Below are 17971 nucleotides of genomic sequence, written 5' to 3' on the forward strand. Positions count from 1 at the left end.
GCTCACAAAGAGCATAGTTGTAGACCCTACGACATTGTTCTAACCACTCAGCAAAAGTGGCTATTTGGGCGGAAGTTGGCTTTAATTTAAACTCGTAAATCAGATTAAACACTTGCTCGACCTTTTGCAATGTTACTGATATTATACTACATTGTTGGCTGAGTGTTATCCGGATTATTTGACTGGCGAATAAATTCGCTACCTAGACGGTTTGCTCGGTTTCATCTCCTGGCTATAGAGCGCAGGAGCCTTCACCATCGCTTCTATCGGTAAAATATTATAAATATACCTTTAGTAAACTTGACCAGATGATAATATTTGCGCCCTAGGGTCAGAGTATACAGCAAAAGCTTGGGACGATCATCTCTCTTCAGGATGGGCAACATCCCACAGCCTACACCCAGTCTCTTTATCCTTACAGTGCATGACAGCCAACCTCAAGCGCCGATGGCTTGGCGTAACCATTGAATTTGACCCAATTGTTCCGTTTTATGGCTCAGCGTGATCGGGATTTCAATCACAAACTCTGTGCCGATACCCACTTGAGAATTACAGGTAATTTTTCCTTTGTGTTTCTCAATAATTTGATAACTGACGGCTAATCCCAATCCTGTCCCTTGTCCGACAGGTTTTGTGGTGAAAAACGGTTCAAACAAATGCTCTTGCAAATGAGCAGGAATACCTAAACCATTATCGGAAATCCGAATAATCACAGTTGAGTTTAACTCAGCTATTTCCGTACTAATCCTAATCTGGGGTATAAAAGAATCATTCTGCTGGCTTTTTTCGTCTAACGCCTCAATCGCATTACCGAGAATATTGATAAACACTTGATTGAGTTGACCTGGATAACATTCTACTTTAGGTAACCTACTCAATTGTTTATTCACTTCAATAGCGGGTCGGTTGGGCTTTTTATTGAGGCGATTCTGTAAAAGTATCAAGGTACTCTCCAACCCCTGATGTAAATCAGTTGTCTTCATCTGGGCTTCATTCAAGTGGGAAAAATGCTGGAGCGATCGCACAATGTCTTGAACCCGAACAACGCCTTCTCGAATCGAGTTGAGGGCTTTGGGAAAATCTGTCCTGAGAAAGTCAAGCTCAACCGCTTCCATTTGCTCTTGAATCGGGGCAACAGGGTGAGGATAATACTGTTGATAGAGATCAATCAATTTGAGCAAATCATACCCATATTGATGGGCAAAGCTAACATTTCCGGAAATAAAACCAATGGGATTATTAATCTCATGGGCAATACCCGCCACTAACTGTCCTAAGGATGCCATTTTTTTCGTTTGTACCAACTGCGCTTGGGTATTTTTAAGTTCACACAAGGCAATTTCTAACTGATACGCTTTTTTCCGTTCCCGCGCTTCTGACTCCCGTAAAGCGTCCTCCGCTTGTCTGCGATCACTAATATCCCGATGAGTCCCTGTCATCCTTACCGGGTTCCCTGCTTCATCCCACTCAAAGACTTTACCACGAGACAGAATCCACTTCCATTCCCCGGTTTTACATCGCATCCGGAATTCAACTTCATAGATAGGAATTAATCTATCTATATAAGCCTTTAATACGGCTTTAACTCTGGATAAATCCTCAGGATGCACTAATTGTTCAAATGCCTGAAAATTATCGTCGATTTCGTCTTCTGCATACCCCAGCATCGCTTTCCACTGCGGATTAAAATAAATATCTCCAGTGATTAATTGCCAATCCCATAATCCCAAATCACTCCCAGATAACGCCATTTGCAGTCGTTCTTCGGAAATGCGTAAGGCGGATTGGGTTAACACCTGTTCCGTAATATCATTTAGGGTTCCTGTGGTTCCCGAAACCGTACCATCGGCGGCAAAATTTGTCCGTGCATGTACCTCTAACCAACGAATGTCACCCGATTTTGTCACACAGCGCACCGTAGGGCGACAGGATTGTTGAACTCCAGTAATCAGCGCATCAAAGTTGTCTCGCCCCTTTTGCCAGTCATCCGGATGAATACCGTTTAAAAATGATGTACCGATACTTTCAGCGATTGAAAATCCGCTAATTTCTGTCCAAGCCCGATTCAGAAATGTCCAATGTCCTTGGGTATCGGTTTGGAAAATGACTTCTTTGACATTATCGATAACCGACTGATATTTTTCCTGATTCAGACGTTGGGATTCTTGGCGTTGCTGATTGTCAATAGCATGACGTAATGCCCGAATTAATCGGTAACTTTTGAGATTTTCTGTTACCTGATCATCCGGTGTCCCCGCTTGGATAACTTGCAGGGTTAAGGGTTCATCCTGGTTAGCTTTTAATCCGAGAATTGGCAGGGTTAAGCCCAACTGTTTTATCTGAGTAACCGTATCAAAAACGTGAGGATCAGCGTGGGACAAATGAACGACGAGAAGATCAAACGCTTCCTGACTTAATCGGGTTAGGGCTTGACAACTCTGCCTAACTTGTTGAATAATAAACGAATATCTAATTTCAGAACATAATCCTTCTCCCAATAGTTTTATCGTTTGGTAACCATCTTCGACGATGAGAACCTTCAGCGATATAGTGTTGGGGTTTTGGGTAGGGTCTAGCACCGATAACATAAGATTTGCCTAAGAACCTGTTTCTACTCAGTTTGACTGTTATTTAAAAGGGAAGATCAGGCTGTAGTAAATTAAACTGTGACAGTTTATAAACTGAACTACAGTTGTACACGCCTACTCTCGGTCTAATTTCTATTCAGAATGTTTTCAAAGCTCTGCCAATTTATTCAAATCCAGATAAAATTTCTAATTGACTCTCTCTAGATAGAACGTCAGTTCCTTAATCGCAGTTAGGGATTAAAATTCGTCAAAATTAGTCCGCCCAAAATTTATTCTCTGTAGCTATTGTTACTCTTTATCAGGAACTTCAGCCGACAATTTTGCTTACTGAACAGGTACTCTAGAGAAAGCAAGACGACACCCACATAGTCGGTCGATAGCCTAGTATCAGTGATTCGTGATCAGCAACCGTAAGTGCATCTATGAATGTTTACTGGGTTACGGCTTGTTACAGGGTCACTGCTTTTTACCGCACTATACTAGTTCTTCCCTTAGACCTTTTTAGACGTTTTTCCCTGAACTTGATCAAAGTTGTGACTTCATGATAGTTAGGGATTCGGTCATCAATTCATATTTTTAATATTAATTTAATTTATACTTAATATAAGTTAAAGATATAAAGTTCCTATTCGTTGTTCGTTGTCATTTACCGGGGGTAGTTGACTCCACAAACCGAGAGCGGTGGGAATCATCAAAAGGAAGAATGGGCTAGTGTAGCCGCTTTTTCGTAGAATAACTCCACAGTCTGATTTTAAGTGGTTATGAACAGAATTCATCAACTCTTTAAACTCGTTGTGATCGCGATCGCATTCACATTAGTTCCCCTAATTTATGCTCCATCCGCCTTAGCGCAAACCACACCCCCAATGGCTCAAGCCATTGTCACAAGCACCTCAGATCCAACCCAATTCATGGGAACCGTTAAATTTACCAAAACCCCAACCGGAATGCAAATTGTTGCACTCTTTGACCGCCACTCGAACCCCCGGTTCATCATCGACCAGTAACAGTTGTGCTGACATCTACCACATCCATTTCTTCCACTTGAAACTTACCTTCTTGCGTTGCGCCACATACCGTGAAAACTTAGACCCAGCTACAGCACGAATTTTACTGGGTCAAGCCGTGTTCAAGAGCATAGCGGACTAACTCGGTGCGGCTATTGGTTCCAGTTTTGCTAAACAAGCGACTGACATATTTCTCTACATTGCGGACACTGGTTTCCAGGCGGCGGGCAATTTCTTTATTCATCAGCCCTTGGGCAACCAAATCCAGAACACTTTGCTCTCGCGGCGTAAAGTCAATGCGGATGGGTGGGGGAGTTTGAGAAATATTACCCCGTTGAGCCAACATTTCCCGAATCGCAGTTAGCTCTTTTTCGATATTCCCTAAATCCGCTGTACCCGCCGTTTCCTGAGCCGTGGTAGCACGACGTTCCAGCAAATTCTCCACAATGGCGACTAATTCATCCGTATCAAATGGTTTAGACAAATAAGCATCACAACCTGCCTGATAGCCTTGAATCCGGTCTGTGGTCATGCCTCTAGCTGTGAGAAAGACCACTGGCAGTGATTTGAAACGAGGGTCTTCTCGCAGTTTCTTAAGAAACTGATACCCATCAACTTGAGGCATCATAACATCGGTGATTACAAGATCAGGTGTTTTTTGTTGCAACATTTGCCATGCATCATTGGCATTACTGGCAACATCGACAGTAAACCCTCCCACCTCTTCTAAATAGGCGGGGACTGATTCCCGAATCCCCGGTTCGTCATCGACCAGTAACAGTTGTGCTGACATCTCTCACTTCCTTTGCCATTCTTTATCCCAATGTAATGGAAATTTATAATAACGGCGTAGAACTCACCAGTTCAACCCCAGCGTTGAGGGGGACACCGGACTCAAATCATTACTCTAGTTGGGGTAGAAGTCTCGCTTCGTGCCTCTATTCCCGCCGTTTTTTGAGTTTTTCTTTCTTTGGAGAGAGTCAACTTTCTCCCTTACCCTCTTGAAAAGAGTTCCACACAAGCGGACACTAGGACTTGAGAGTCTATCGGCATTCCAGAGGTGTTTCGTGAAAAGAGTATTAGGTATCATTCTCGGAGGTGGCGCGGGCACCCGCCTTTATCCATTAACCAAATTGCGGGCTAAACCGGCTGTTCCTTTGGCGGGTAAGTACCGCCTGATTGACATTCCGGTCAGTAACTGCATCAACTCCGAGATCTATCAAATTTACGTTCTTACCCAATTTAACTCAGCGTCTTTGAATCGGCACATTACCCGTGCCTATAACTTTGCTGGCTTTACCGACGGATTTGTTGAAGTTCTAGCTGCCCAGCAAACTGCTGAAAATCCTAGCTGGTTTCAGGGCACAGCAGACGCGGTTCGTCAATATTTGTGGCTCCTAGAGGAGTGTGATGTTGATGAATATATCATTCTGTCCGGCGACCATCTCTATCGGATGGACTATCGCCATTTCGTGGAACACCACCGTGAAACGAAAGCTGATATCACCCTCTCTGTAGTGCCTATCGGTGAAAAACTGGCAACCAGTTTTGGTTTGATGAAAATTGATCACACCGGCAGGGTAATTGATTTCAGTGAAAAGCCCAAAGGGGATGCGCTGAAGCAAATGCAGGTAGATACGACAGTTTTAGGGTTGAAACCCGATGAGGCAAAGGAAAAACCCTATATTGCCTCGATGGGAATTTACGTCTTTAGTAAAGAGGCGTTGATTAAGTTGTTGCAAGCCAACCCCGAACAAACCGATTTCGGTAAAGAAATCATCCCAGGGGCATCAGGAGATCATAACGTTCAAGCCTACTTGTTCAACGACTACTGGGAAGACATTGGTACCATTGAAGCGTTCTATGAGGCTAATCTAGCGTTAACTCGCCAACCCCAGCCACCGTTTAGTTTCTACGACAAAGAGGCACCGATTTATACTCGCGCCCGTTATTTGCCTCCGACTAAACTTTTGGATAGTCATGTGACGCAATCGATTGTGGGAGAAGGTTGTATTCTTAAAGATTGTCGTATCCATCACTCGGTATTGGGAGTTCGCTCTCGCATTGAAGCGGGTTGTGTGATTGAAGACACTCTGATTATGGGATGTGACTTCTATGAACCCTTTGCCGAACGTCAATCCAACGTAGAAACCGGACGTGTCCCCTTAGGGATTGGTGCAGGAACCACAGTTCGCCGTGCCATCATTGACAAAAATGCTCGCATTGGTCACGATGTTCAAATTGTCAACAAAGATCACGTTGAGGAAGCTGAACGTGAAAAACAAGGCTTTTTGATCCGTAATGGCATTGTCGTTGTCCTCAAAAATGCCGTAATTCCCGATGGAACAGTCATTTAGGTCTTGATTAATGACTAGGGAGATGAGGAAAAGAAAGTGTTAAGTTTACTCAGATCTCGATCTGTTTGCTTCCTCATCTCTCTTGTCTCCCGAAACAGGATACCGGGAAATCCCCACTGTTTAGTTAACAGAAGCTACGCTAATTTAACGATTATTAGCCATCGACACTGAGTTAGGGTTATGCTTTATAGGTTGAGGTAAGGCATGATGGGAAAAATGCCGCTGCTTCTCTATTTGAAGCGTCAGGTGTGGAAATTGCGATCGCGTGAGTGAGAAAGATCCGAACTTAAACCCATGCTGGGGTTTGTTACTCTAGCTTTGAGGTAGAGACCTATTAGCCCAGTTTATCGATTAAATCCTTGGAGTAGAGGAGAAACCCTTCATGGCTGCAACTGACTTTAAAGACTACTATGCCGTCCTAGGAGTGAGCAAGACGGCTAGTGCGGATGAAATTAAAAAGAGTTTTCGACGTCTGGCGCGGAAATACCACCCAGACATGAACCCGGGTGACAAACAAGCCGAGGCTCGATTTAAAGAAGTGAATGAAGCCTACGAAGTCTTGTCTGACCCCGAAAAACGCAAGAAATACGATCAGTTTGGTCAGTACTGGAAGCAAGCCGGAGTTGGTGGATACCCTGGAACCGGGGGTGCTAATGTTGATTTCGGTAATTTTGATTTTGGTCAATACGGTAGTTTTGACGAGTTTATTAACGAACTTCTAGGGCGCTTTAATACAGCCGCTACAGGGACGCCAGGAGGGGCGGGAAGTCGTCGAACCTACACCTATCGCTCTACTCCAGGCGGTGCCACGGGTGCTGGCTTTAATGACTTTACCAGTGGCTTTGGTGGCTTTAATGATTTCGCTGGCTATGAAAGTGGCAAAGCAGCAGCAGGAGCTGATCGGGAAGCTACAATTACATTGAGCTGGTCTGACGCCTTCCGGGGTACGCAAAAACGGATTAATTTGGGTAGTGAAGTCATCGAAGTGCGGATTCCGCCCGGTGCTAAACCAGGAAGTCGGATTCGGGTTCGAGGTAAGGGTCAAGTGAGCCAATACAACCAGCAACGGGGTGATTTGTACTTAATTGTAGACCTGAAACCTCATGCCTTTTTCCAGTTCGAGGGTGATAACCTCTTGTGTGAAGTGCCAGTGATGCCCGATGAGGCAGTCTTGGGTGCCACGATTGAGGTGCCGACTCCGGATGGTAAAGTGAGTGTCAATGTGCCAGCCGGGATTCGCTCAGGTCAATCATTACGGTTGCGCGGTAAAGGCTGGACTCAACCGAAAGGTGGACGCGGTGATCAACTGGTGCGGATTGTCATCGCTACACCAAAAGATATCACGTCAGTTGAGCGGGAGTACTATGAAAAAATCCGGGAAAGCCGTCATTTCGATCCCCGCAGCTATTTGTCTCAGGTACGTCTTTAGAGCGGTGTGGGGGGAGTTGTAAGGTTTGACCCCTCGCTTCGCTAACGTGAACATCTCCCCCATCTCCGGATTTTTACCAGACAATGGTAACTGTTTAGACAGATGTGATACAATGAAGGTTTTTAGGGTACAGGACTGTCGGGTGCATCCCTTTGGGGCTTGGTAAAGATAAATAAACTTAACCGGATAGTAAATCAAAATACGTAACGGATTTATAACGTTTTTTAAACTTATTCATGGATTCCGTCACAGTAATGGGAATTTGTATTAGCTTATGATTAGATAGCCCAAAAACTGTATGCATTGTCATATCATGTCTAATTGAACCTGTGAATGAGAAACGGACGCAGGAATCTGGAGAGACGGAAACAAGCCGTGTTTTTTTATTGGCAAAGTTTGACATGATATAATCACCAAGTTCAGTGCGTCTGGGAAAAAGAAAAAGTAGAGATAAATAGCGAGCGATAACCAGGTAAGAAAAATCGCTGCGCTTTAGCTTCTCTGAAGACAGGGGAAAAGGGTTTCGGAGCTAGTCTAGTCTGGAATTTGGCATGAGTGAAGGAGGCTAACTCTTGTCTGAATCTCCCGTCAAAGTTAAATATTTTTTACAGCCATTCCTCTAAAGGTGAAAAAATAAATAATAATTTGAGGGTTATGATCGAGAAAATGCCTCAATTGATCATCGAATTGGCATGAGTCAACTTATGAAAAGATTCGATTTAAAAAAGTCCCAATGGATGAACATTGCGAAAAAGAATTATCAGCCTGGAAAATTAACATGGACAGGCAATAGTCCGGATCAACTAAAATGGATGCGGATATTGTATGAGACACTTCCCTGCATTTATTTCACCCTTAATTTTGATGGGGTGATTTTGGATGTAAGTCAGTTCGGTGCAGCCTATTTGGGGTATGATTTTTGGGAGTTAGTCCAAAAGCCAATTCATCGGCTTTTTGATCCAGAAAGCCAATGCCGATATCAAGCCCTATTGACTCATCTAAGCCAGCATCCGACTGAAATTCATCGATGGGAAACTCGGTTAATTGCTAAAGATGGCAGGATGATTTGGCTTAAGGCAAAAACCCGTTTGCTGCCGATAACCGCCTCGAATTCGGTGATCAGTCTCGTTTGTGAAGAGATGACAGAGGCTAAGTCCCCAGCGTCGCTCCCAACTCCCGATCGCAATCATGATGAAGCTGTTTTAATCACCAATGACAACGGGGATTTTACCTATATTTGTCCTAATATAACCTCTATTTTTGGTTATTCTTTGTCGGAAGTCCGCGCTCTGGGTAATATTACTCACCTGCTGGGCAACTTACCCTGGAATTGGCAAGCTTTAGCTGTCGCGGGAAATGTTCGTAATGTTGAAGTAGAAATTACTGATAAGACAGGCAAACCTCGTACTGTATTGGTTAATGTTAAGCCAGTTTCTATCCAGGGAGGAACAATACTTTATCGCTTGCGGGATAGCACGAATCGCCAGTTCGTTGCAGACAAGTGGCAACCTGAGGCTGATCGGTTAGCACCTAGCCTAGCCGATCCGACAACGGAACAACTAAGTAAGACTAACTACACCCAAGACATTCTGCAAGAGAGTGAAGCCCGATTCCGCACGATGGCAGATAATGCCCCTGTGCTGTTATGGATGTCCGGTACAGATGGGTTATGTACGTTTTTTAATCAGGGCTGGTTGCGGTTTACTGGACGCACTCTGGAACAAGAACTAGGTAATGGTTGGGCTGAGGGGGTGCATTCTGACGACTTATCATCTTGTTTAGAGACGTATCAGCAGGCGTTTAATGCTCGTCAAACCTTTCGGATGGAATATCGCCTCCGACGAGCCGATAAAGAATATCGCTGGATTTTAGATACAGGAACGCCTCGATTTACGCCTAGTGGTCAGTTTTTAGGGTATATCGGATCGTGCATCGATATTACCGATCGCAAGCAAACCGAAACAGCCGTGCAACAGCAATATCTGCGGGAGCGGTTAATTGGGGCGATCGCGCAACGGATTCACTATTCCTTAGATTTAGACGAGATTCTCAATACTACCGTCGCCGAAGTGCGGCAAATTTTGGCGTGCGATCGCGTGCTGGTGTTTCGCCTCTATGGAGATGGGAGTGGTGTCGTGGAAGTCGAATCCGTTGACGTGAACTGGAAGCCGATTTCCGGAACCGTGATCAACGATCGCTACTTTGCCGAAGACTATATCCACCTTTACCAAAAAGGGCGGGTTCAATCCGTCGAAGATATTTATAACGCTGGGTTAACCGACTGTCATATTGAATTACTCGCTCAATTCCAAGTTAGAGCCAACCTGGTTATCCCCATTGTCCATGAGGAACGCCTGTGGGGATTACTGGTGGCTCAACAGTGCCAAACCCCCCGAAAATGGCAACCTTGGGAAATCGAATTATTGCAAACGCTTTCCACCCATACAGCCATTGCCATTCAACAATCGGAACTTTATCAGCAAGCCCAAATTGAAATCCACCAACGCCAACAAGCAGAAGCAACCCTGCGACAACAAGTTCAGCGAGAGCAGTTAGTCGGGGCGATTACTCAACACATCCGTCAATCGCTGAACTTAGAGGATATTCTCGAACGCACCGTGGCGGAGGTGCGACAAGTTCTGCAAACGGATCGGGTGATTATTTTGCGCTTTAATCCCGACTGGAGTGGTGAGGTGGTGGTTGAATCCGTCGATCCGCGCTGGTGTTCGATTTTAGGCAACCGCATCTATGACCCCTGTTTTGAGAAAACCTATATCTCACGCTACCAACAAGGTCGAGTGAGAACCCTAGACGATATCTATGCAGCTAATCTGAGTCAATGTTATATTGACTTACTCGCCAAGTTCCAGGTAAGGGCTAACCTGGTTGTGCCAATTGTTCACAGTACCAAACCCCTACCTATCCCACAGTCCCAAGCCGATGTCAAAACCCCCAGCCAAAGCCCAACCCGCTTATGGGGACTACTGATTGCCCATCACTGTAGCCAACCCCGGAACTGGCAATCCTTTGAGATTGACTTACTCGACGGGTTAGCCTCTCAGGTGGCGATCGCCATTCAACAAAGCCAACTCTACGAACAGGCAAAATCTCTGTTCTGGCGAGAGCGAGTCCTCAATCAAGTGACTCAAGCCATCCGGCGTTCATTGGATGTAACTACGGTTTTTGAGACAGCCGTCCAGGAGATTGGCGAACTCTTACCCGTGGATCGGGCGGAAATTGTCCAATATGTGCCGGAACGCCAGTGTTGGTTATCGGTGGCAGACTATCGCCGCTCTCTAGAGGAAAAGAGTACTCTGGGACAGGAAATTCCTGATCAAAATCATCCTTTGGCTGAACGACTCAAGCAATTAGAAATTATTCGCATCGAGGATACGAGTACATTTAACCAAGGTTTAGCTCAAGACTTTCCAGGAGCTTGGTTATGGGTTCCTTTACACTTTAATTCTCAGATATTAGGGAGTTTAACCTTAGGCAAAACCAATCATCCCGATTCCTGGCAAGACTCAGAGGTGGAATTAATCGTCGCCATTGCTGACCAAGTCGCGATCGCGATCGGTCAAAGTCAACTGTACCATCAGGCTCAGTATCACCTCAAACGAGAACAAGCGATTAATCACCTCACTCATGCGATTCGTTGCTCCCTCGACTTACAAACGATTTTTTCTACCGCCACTCAGGAAATTGAGAACCTTTTGCAAGTGGATCGCGCTCAAATTATCCAGTATGTGCCAGAACGCCAACTCTGGGTGAATGTAGCCGAGTCCTGTCGCGATGAATGTTTACCCAAAGCCTTGGGTGTAGAAATTCCCGATGAAAATAATCCTCTGGCTGAACGAATCAAACGCTTAGAAGTGGTGCGGATTAATGATACCCGCTGTTTTGTAGACGCAACTAATACAGCCATCGTGCAACAGTTTCCGGGGGCGTGGTTGTTGGTTCCCCTGCACTGTGGTAACTCGGTTTGGGGCGCTCTAGGGCTGATGATGGATAATCGAGCCTACAATTGGCAAGACGCCGAGGTGGAGTTGATTTGTACCATCGCCGATCAATTAGCGATCGCACTCCAACAAGCGGAACTCTACAAACAAAGTCGCAAGGCGGAAGCCAAAGCATTAACCCACGCCCAACAGCTTGAGCAAACTGTTACCAAACTCCAGAAAACCCAAGCGCAGTTGGTGCAAAGTGAAAAAATGTCCAGTTTAGGGCAGTTAGTCGCGGGAGTTGCCCATGAAATCAATAATCCAGTTAACTTTATTTATGGTAATTTAGTCCATGCCAGTGACTATGCTACTGATCTTTTAGGGTTAATCGAACTCTATCAACAGCAATATCCCCAGATCACCCCCGAAATCCAGTCCGAAATGGACGCGATCGATCTGGAATTTTTGATAGAAGACTTGCCTAAACTTCTGGATTCGATGAAAGTCGGAGCAGAGCGGATTTGTGAAATTGTCTACTCCCTGCGGAATTTTTCTCGTATCGCTGAAGCGGAAATGAAAGCCGTAGATATTCATGAGGGGATTAATAGTACCCTGATGATTCTGCGAAACCGACTCAAAGCACGAGGCGAGAATCCGGGCATTCAGGTGATTAAAGAGTATGGTGAACTGACGAAGGTTGAATGTTACGCCGGACAGATTAACCAAGTGTTTATGAATTTGTTAGTCAATGCCATTGATGCCATTGATGAGCAAAACAAAAAGCGGTCATTGGACGAACTTAAAGCCAACCCCAGCACAATTCGAGTGCAAACTGAAATTGTAGATAACCAAGAGGTCGCGATCCGAATTATTGATAATGGTCCCGGAATGACGGAGGAAGTTCAGCAACAACTATTTCATCCCTTCTTTACAACTAAACCTGTGGGGACAGGGACAGGTTTAGGATTATCGATTAGCTATCAAATCGTCGTTGAAAAACATGGGGGTCAGCTTTTCTGTCACAGTAATTTAGGACAGGGAACCGAGTTTGTACTCCAAATTCCAGTGCGTCAACATCTGGGGAAAGGATAGAAGGGGAGATGGGGAAGCAGGGGAAGCAGGGGAAGCTGGGGGAGCGGGGGAAGCAGGGGGAGCGGGGGAAGCGGGGGAAGTAGGGGAAGCAGGGGAAGCAGGGGAAGTAGGGGAAGCAGGGGAAGCAGGGGAAGTAGGGGAAGCAGGGGAAGCAGGGGAAGCAGGGGAAGCAGGGGGAGCGGGGGAAGCAGGGGAAGCGGGGGAAGCAGGGGAAGCGGGGGAAGCGGGGGAAGATAGAGGAGTTTACTCAGAACGTTCCCTGTTAACTGTTCACTGTTAACTGTTCCCTGTTCCCTGTTTCCTGTTCCCTGTTCCCTGACATAAGACCAACTACTCAAGGTTTGAGAGTAGCTTCTCCATCTCAGCATTTGGCGATAAGAATGAAAACAAATGTTTAAAGCGGAGTTTGCCTTGTTTATCAATCAAAAACTGAGCAGGTAAAGGCGCTCCCAGTGCTTGACCGACTTGATAGGCTTGGAAGGTGCGACAACTTGGATCACTCAACAGGGGCATTTTTAACCCTAAATCCTTGACCACAGTTTTGCTTTGCTGAAAATCGGTACTCGTTATCATTAACACCTCTACCCCCTTCTGAGTAAATTGCTCGTATTGCTCATTCATCGCCTGAATATGGGGATAGCAAAGGGGGCAATATTGCTTTTCGGTAAAAATTCGGGTAAATGCCAGCAGAACCGGTTGCTGTTCTCGGTAACTGGATAATCTCACCTGACGATTATTCGTGATATCCGGTAGTTCAAAATCCGGAGTCAGTTGTCCTAATCTCAAAGGATTGGTAGCCGGGATGGGAAAAAAATTACGCAGAAAACGCTCGTTGAATAAACCCCTAAAGTCAGTTGATGTTAGCATTGGCTGAATCTGATCCAACAACTTATTTTATAGTAAAAGGCAGATGGTAAATAGTTTTTTAATCTGTCTTAGCCTTTACAACAACAGCTATAACGGCAAAGGGCGCACGTCGGTGCGCCCCTACCGGGTATCTTTTGGTAAAGGTTAAACGGCTGAGAAGTAAACTTTGGACTTAACCGGGTCAGGAACCATGGTTTTGTCACCGGGTTGCCAACCTTGAGGGCAAACTTCGTCTGGATGCGCTTGAACGTATTGAATCGCTTTCAGAGTCCGCAACACTTCATCTACATTCCGACCAAAAGAGAGGTTGTTGATGGTCGAATGCTGAATGATACCATCTTTGTCGATAATAAACAATCCCCGTAGGGCTACACCTGCATCGGGGTCAAGAACGTTATAAGCGGTACTGATTTCTTTCTTGATGTCAGAAACTAGAGGATAATTGAGATCACCCACACCACCACTCTTGCGATCGGTTTGAATCCAAGCGAGGTGAGAGAATTCACTGTCCACGGAGATGGCGAGAACTTGAGTCCCAACTTCTTTAAATTCACTAAAGCGATCGCTAAATGCTGTAATCTCTGTGGGACAGACAAAGGTGAAGTCTAGTGGATAGAAGAATATGACTACATATTGACCCCGGTAGTCGGACAGTTTGATGGTCTTAAATTCTTGATCGACGACCGCCGTCGCGCTGAAGTCAGGAGCAGGTTGACCAACTCGCAGACATCCTTCCATGAAATTATCCTCCTTGAATGTTTTGCTGTATGCGTTCGCTATAGCTTATCAGTTTTAGTCAATTATTTACGAACTGTTACGACTATATCATAGTCATAACGATTGTGAGAAAGCATGACGGCTAAAGTACAAATGATGAAGTCAGGGTATTTTATTGACGCCAGTGCAATCTCGGAAGACGCCGATATCCGCTAAACTAGACTATTTTAAGCAACATTTTTGGGTTTCTTGGCTTGATAAGCCGTGTATAAGCGACGCGGAAAGTTCTGCGACAACTGGTTAGGTGTTCTGTTGGGAGAAAAACGTTGTGGTGCATTATTTAGATCGACGGGAATGGCTGCTCACGAATGGATTAGGCAGTTTTGCTAGTGGTACGGTATGTGATGCTCGTACTCGCACCTATCACGGATGGTTGATTGCTGCGCTCGATCCTCCCCGACAACGGACGTTATTATTCTCTCATTTGGATACCAGTCTGGAGATCGGGGGCAAGATTTGGGCGCTTTCGACCAATTTCTGGAATGGGGGTAAAACGATTGATCCGGTAGGCTATCAATTTTTGCGTTCTTTTGACACTGATCCTGTTCCTCACTGGGTTTGGGGATACCAGCAATGGCAATTGACACGTCAACTGGTTATGCCTTACGGGTTAGTTGAGGATGAGGAAGGGTTTCGGGAAACGCGCCAGTTTTGCCACCGGATTCTGATTCAGTATCGTTATCAAGGTAGTGAGGTGGCAACCTTAAGGTTACGTCCTTTGATTGCCGATCGCAACTTTCATCACCAGCAATTCGACGAAGAAAATTTACAATTCTCTCAATTAATTGGACATCAATGCCTTTACCTGCAAGCCATGCGCCCGGATCAAGTGGGTACGCCTTGGCAGTTGGGTTGGAGTGTAGGAGAGTATCAACCGGATGAATTGTGGTATTGGAATTACTACTATCCTGAAGAAAACCAGCGCGGGTTAGGCGATCGCGAAGACCTCTATAGTCCTGGCTATCTTACTATTTCTCTGGAACCGGGCGCAACCGTTACGTTGGAAGCGCGAGTGGGATGTCCTCAAGATACAGCAGCGCTCCAGTTAAATGCTCAAGTGTTTGAGGCGGCGGTGCAAGGGGAAAAAGAGCGACAAAATCAGTTAGTGGCTATAGCAGCAGGGGGAGCTGGGGAAGCTGGGGGAGCTGGGGGAGCAGGGGGAGCAGGGGGAGCTGGGGAAGCTGGGGGAGCTGGGGAAGCTGGGGGAGCTGGGGGAGCTGGGGAAGCTGGGGGAGCTGGGGAAGCTGGGGGAGCTGGGGAAGCTGGGGGAGATGAGTGGGAGAAGATTTGGCGTCAGTTACTCAAAGCTGGCGATCAGTTTATTGCCTGGTGCGCCTCGATTAGTAGTCCAACGGTGATGGCTGGCTATCCCTGGTTTAATGATTGGGGGCGGGATACACTGATTGCTTTGCCCGGATTGGCATTAGCGACAGGACGTTTTACTTTAGCCAGGGGACTACTCAAAACCTTTGGCAATTATTGTCGCGATGGTTTAATTCCCAATACCTTTCCCGATGCAGAAAGTGACCCGATTTATAACAGTATTGATGCGTCTTTGTGGTGGCTGGAAACCCTAGGACTGTATTTGGAAATCACCCAAGATTGGGATTTTTTGATTGAGCAATATCCAACGGTGCGAAAAATCTACAAAGCTTATACGGCAGGTACTCGTTACAATATTCAAGTTGACGCCGTAGATGGACTGCTAACCTGGGACGCGCCGGATGTGGCGATTACGTGGATGGATGTAGTGCTGGATGGTCAACCGATTACACCTCGTCTGGGAAAAGTGATTGAAATTAATGCGCTTTGGTATTCAGCGTTGTGTTGGATTGGTAAATGGACTGAAAAAATGGCAACGGGGGCGGTTAAGGATCGGGTGCGTTTGTTGCACCATACTCAACATTATATCCAGCAAGCACAACAGGTAAAAACGTCATTGCAGCGGTTTTGGAATCCCGATAAAAAATACTTTTATGACACCATAGAACCCGATGATCACCGCAATTCTCAAATTCGCCCCAATGCGGTAGTGGCACTGTCTCTGTATCATTGTGGCTTTGCAGAGAATCAAGCGCGACAGGCTTTGCAAGTAGCACGCGATCGCTTGTTAACTCCCTACGGTTTGCGAAGCCTTGATCCGGCTGACTCTGAGTACATTGGTTATTATAATGGCGATCGCTGGCATCGGGATAGTGCTTACCACCAAGGAACGGTTTGGAGTTGGCTGATTGGACCCTTTTGTCGGGCGTGGAAACGTTTCTACCCCACAGAACCGCTTCCCTTTGACTGGAAACCTTTGCTAGATCACCTACAGCATCAAGCCTGTATTGGCTCTATTTCCGAGATTTTCGATGGAGACGAACCCCATCTCCCCCAAGGCGCGATCGCCCAAGCTTGGTCTGTGGCAGAATTAATTCGTTGCTTTAGGGAATAGGGAAATAAGTCATTTGTCATTTGTCATTTGTCATTCGTCATTGGTCATTTGTCATTTGTCATTCGTCATTTGTCATTTGTCATTTGTCATTCGTCATTTGTCATTCGTCATTCGTCATTTGTCATTTGTAGGGGCGGGTTTAGGGACTTCATTCACTTTGTTCCCATTAACTGAACAACAAAACCCGCCCTAACCCCACCATTAACTCACGCCGAAGTCCAAGGTGTTCTCTAATCTCAACCGTTCACTTGAGTTTTGTCCGACTACTTATGACGCCAACTCCAACCGATTACGATAGCCCCTGGAAAGATGCCATAGAAAACTACTTTGAAGACTTCATCGCCTTCTTTTTACCTGAAGCGCAGCCGGAAATTGATTGGAGTCGAGGTTACGAATTTTTAGATAAAGAACTGCAACAAGTGGTGCGCGATGCTGAAGTAGGGCGGCGTTTAGCTGATAAGCTAGCCAAGGTTTACTTACTCACGGGTGAAGAAGCTTGGGTTTTAATCCACATTGAAGTTCAAAGCCAAGAAGAAACTAACTTTGCGGAACGGATGTTCGTTTACCATTACCGCATTTTTGACCGTTATAAGCGCAACGTTGCCAGTTTAGCGATTTTGGGAGATGAACGATCTACCTGGAGACCTAATCAGTATGGTTATCAGCTATGGGCAAGTGAGATTCAGTTTAACTTTCCCGTGGTGAAATTGCTAGACTATTCCCAGAGGTGGTCAATCCTAGAGACTTCCCGCAATCCCTTTGCTACCGTCGTCATGGCGCATTTACAAGCCCAAGAAACCAGGAATAATAGAATTAGGCGTAAATCATTAAAACTGGCTCTAATTCGGGGATTGTACGAACGGGGCTATGAGCGAGAAGATATAATCAACTTATTCCATTTTATAGACTGGGTAATGAGCTTACCTCAAGAGTTGGAAAATGAATTTTGGACGGAATTAGGTCAGTACGAGGAGGAAAGGAGAATGCCTTATATTACCAGTGTTGAAAGGATTGGAATTCAAAAAGGTCGTCAAGAGGGTCGTCAAGAAGGTCGTCAAGAGGGAATCAGAGAAGGGCTGTTGGCAGGAATTGAATTGGGCTTAGGCTTGAAATTTGGTAGGGAAGGGTTAAACCTATTCCCGGAAATTTTGTTAATTCAGAATGTGGAAAACTTAAGGGCAATTCTTACAGGACTAAAAACCATAAATACTCTAGAGGAACTGCGTCCGTTGTGGCATAAGACGGAGGGAATACGGCAAGGACTATTAGAAGGTATAGAAATATGTTTAAGATTGAAGTTTGGCAGCGAACCGTTAGACATCTTAGCCGAAATCTCGGAAATTCAGGATGTGGAACAGTTACGAGCAATCCTAGCAGCGCTACCAGCCGTAAACACAATTGAGGAACTGCGTCAAGTTTATCAACCTAAGTAGCTCACAAGGGTAATAAAATAACCTACACCTGTAAGCTTTCCCC

The 17971-nt window shown here is 45.6% G+C and carries 11 protein-coding genes and 1 pseudogene; 7 read left to right on the plus strand and 5 right to left on the minus strand.

All coding sequences use genetic code 11. From position 1 onward, the window contains the following. Both RIC07_RS20840 and RIC07_RS20845 read right to left on the minus strand, forming a co-directional pair. A partial coding sequence (locus tag RIC07_RS20840; protein WP_446394069.1) for a helix-turn-helix domain-containing protein occupies positions 1-112 on the minus strand: 112 nt, incomplete at its 3' end. Between the two features lie 325 nt (positions 113-437). Continuing rightward, positions 438-2588 (minus strand): PAS domain-containing protein, encoded by a 2151-nt coding sequence (locus RIC07_RS20845; RefSeq protein ID WP_446396191.1) that lies wholly within the window; start codon positions 2586-2588, stop codon positions 438-440. A gap of 761 nt (positions 2589-3349) precedes the next feature. Between RIC07_RS20845 and RIC07_RS20850 the strand changes: the two genes are divergently transcribed. Continuing rightward, complete coding sequence (locus RIC07_RS20850; RefSeq protein WP_446396192.1) at positions 3350-3595, plus strand: hypothetical protein; 246 nt, start codon at positions 3350-3352, stop codon at positions 3593-3595. Between the two features lie 103 nt (positions 3596-3698). On the opposite strand, the gene RIC07_RS20855 is transcribed toward RIC07_RS20850, so the two are convergent. Next, positions 3699-4388 carry a response regulator transcription factor gene (locus RIC07_RS20855; RefSeq protein WP_446396193.1) on the minus strand — a complete coding sequence of 230 codons (690 nt, stop codon included), beginning with the start codon at positions 4386-4388 and terminating at the stop codon, positions 3699-3701. 274 nt (positions 4389-4662) lie between these two features. On the opposite strand from RIC07_RS20855, the gene RIC07_RS20860 reads away from it, so the two are divergent. From RIC07_RS20860 to RIC07_RS20875, 4 genes are all read left to right on the plus strand, one after another. After that, positions 4663-5952 (plus strand): glucose-1-phosphate adenylyltransferase, encoded by a 1290-nt coding sequence (locus RIC07_RS20860; RefSeq protein WP_446396194.1) that lies wholly within the window; start codon positions 4663-4665, stop codon positions 5950-5952. 382 nt (positions 5953-6334) lie between these two features. Further along, positions 6335-7381 (plus strand): DnaJ C-terminal domain-containing protein, encoded by a 1047-nt coding sequence (locus tag RIC07_RS20865; RefSeq protein WP_446396195.1) that lies wholly within the window; start codon positions 6335-6337, stop codon positions 7379-7381. Between the two features lie 737 nt (positions 7382-8118). Continuing rightward, positions 8119-12414, plus strand: coding sequence for a GAF domain-containing protein (locus RIC07_RS20870; protein ID WP_446396196.1), 4296 nt, complete (start codon positions 8119-8121; stop codon positions 12412-12414). Further along, on the plus strand, positions 12371-12694 hold the full coding sequence (locus RIC07_RS20875; RefSeq protein WP_446396197.1) for a hypothetical protein: 324 nt from the start codon (positions 12371-12373) through the stop codon (positions 12692-12694). The genes RIC07_RS20870 and RIC07_RS20875 overlap by 44 nt, the downstream gene beginning before the upstream one ends. A 50-nt stretch (positions 12695-12744) precedes the next feature. Here the strand turns inward: RIC07_RS20875 and RIC07_RS20880 are convergent, their stop codons facing one another. Both RIC07_RS20880 and RIC07_RS20885 read right to left on the minus strand, forming a co-directional pair. After that, positions 12745-13281, minus strand: coding sequence for a peroxiredoxin family protein (locus RIC07_RS20880; protein WP_446396198.1), 537 nt, complete (start codon positions 13279-13281; stop codon positions 12745-12747). A gap of 144 nt (positions 13282-13425) precedes the next feature. Further along, the gene (locus RIC07_RS20885; RefSeq protein WP_446380035.1) at positions 13426-14019 is read right to left on the minus strand and encodes a peroxiredoxin; all 594 of its coding nucleotides are present in this window, start codon (positions 14017-14019) and stop codon (positions 13426-13428) included. 310 nt (positions 14020-14329) lie between these two features. Here RIC07_RS20885 and RIC07_RS20890 point away from each other — a divergent pair, with 310 nt between their 5' ends. Both RIC07_RS20890 and RIC07_RS20895 read left to right on the plus strand, forming a co-directional pair. Beyond that, complete coding sequence (locus RIC07_RS20890) at positions 14330-16495, plus strand: amylo-alpha-1,6-glucosidase (RefSeq protein ID WP_446396223.1); 2166 nt, start codon at positions 14330-14332, stop codon at positions 16493-16495. 269 nt (positions 16496-16764) lie between these two features. Then, positions 16765-17730: pseudogene (locus RIC07_RS20895) on the plus strand (Rpn family recombination-promoting nuclease/putative transposase); the annotation flags it as partial. Positions 17731-17971: the final 241 nt, after the last annotated feature.

It is taken from the genome of Coleofasciculus sp. E1-EBD-02 (assembly GCF_040218245.1).
In the GTDB taxonomy this organism is placed as follows: domain Bacteria; phylum Cyanobacteriota; class Cyanobacteriia; order Cyanobacteriales; family Coleofasciculaceae; genus Coleofasciculus.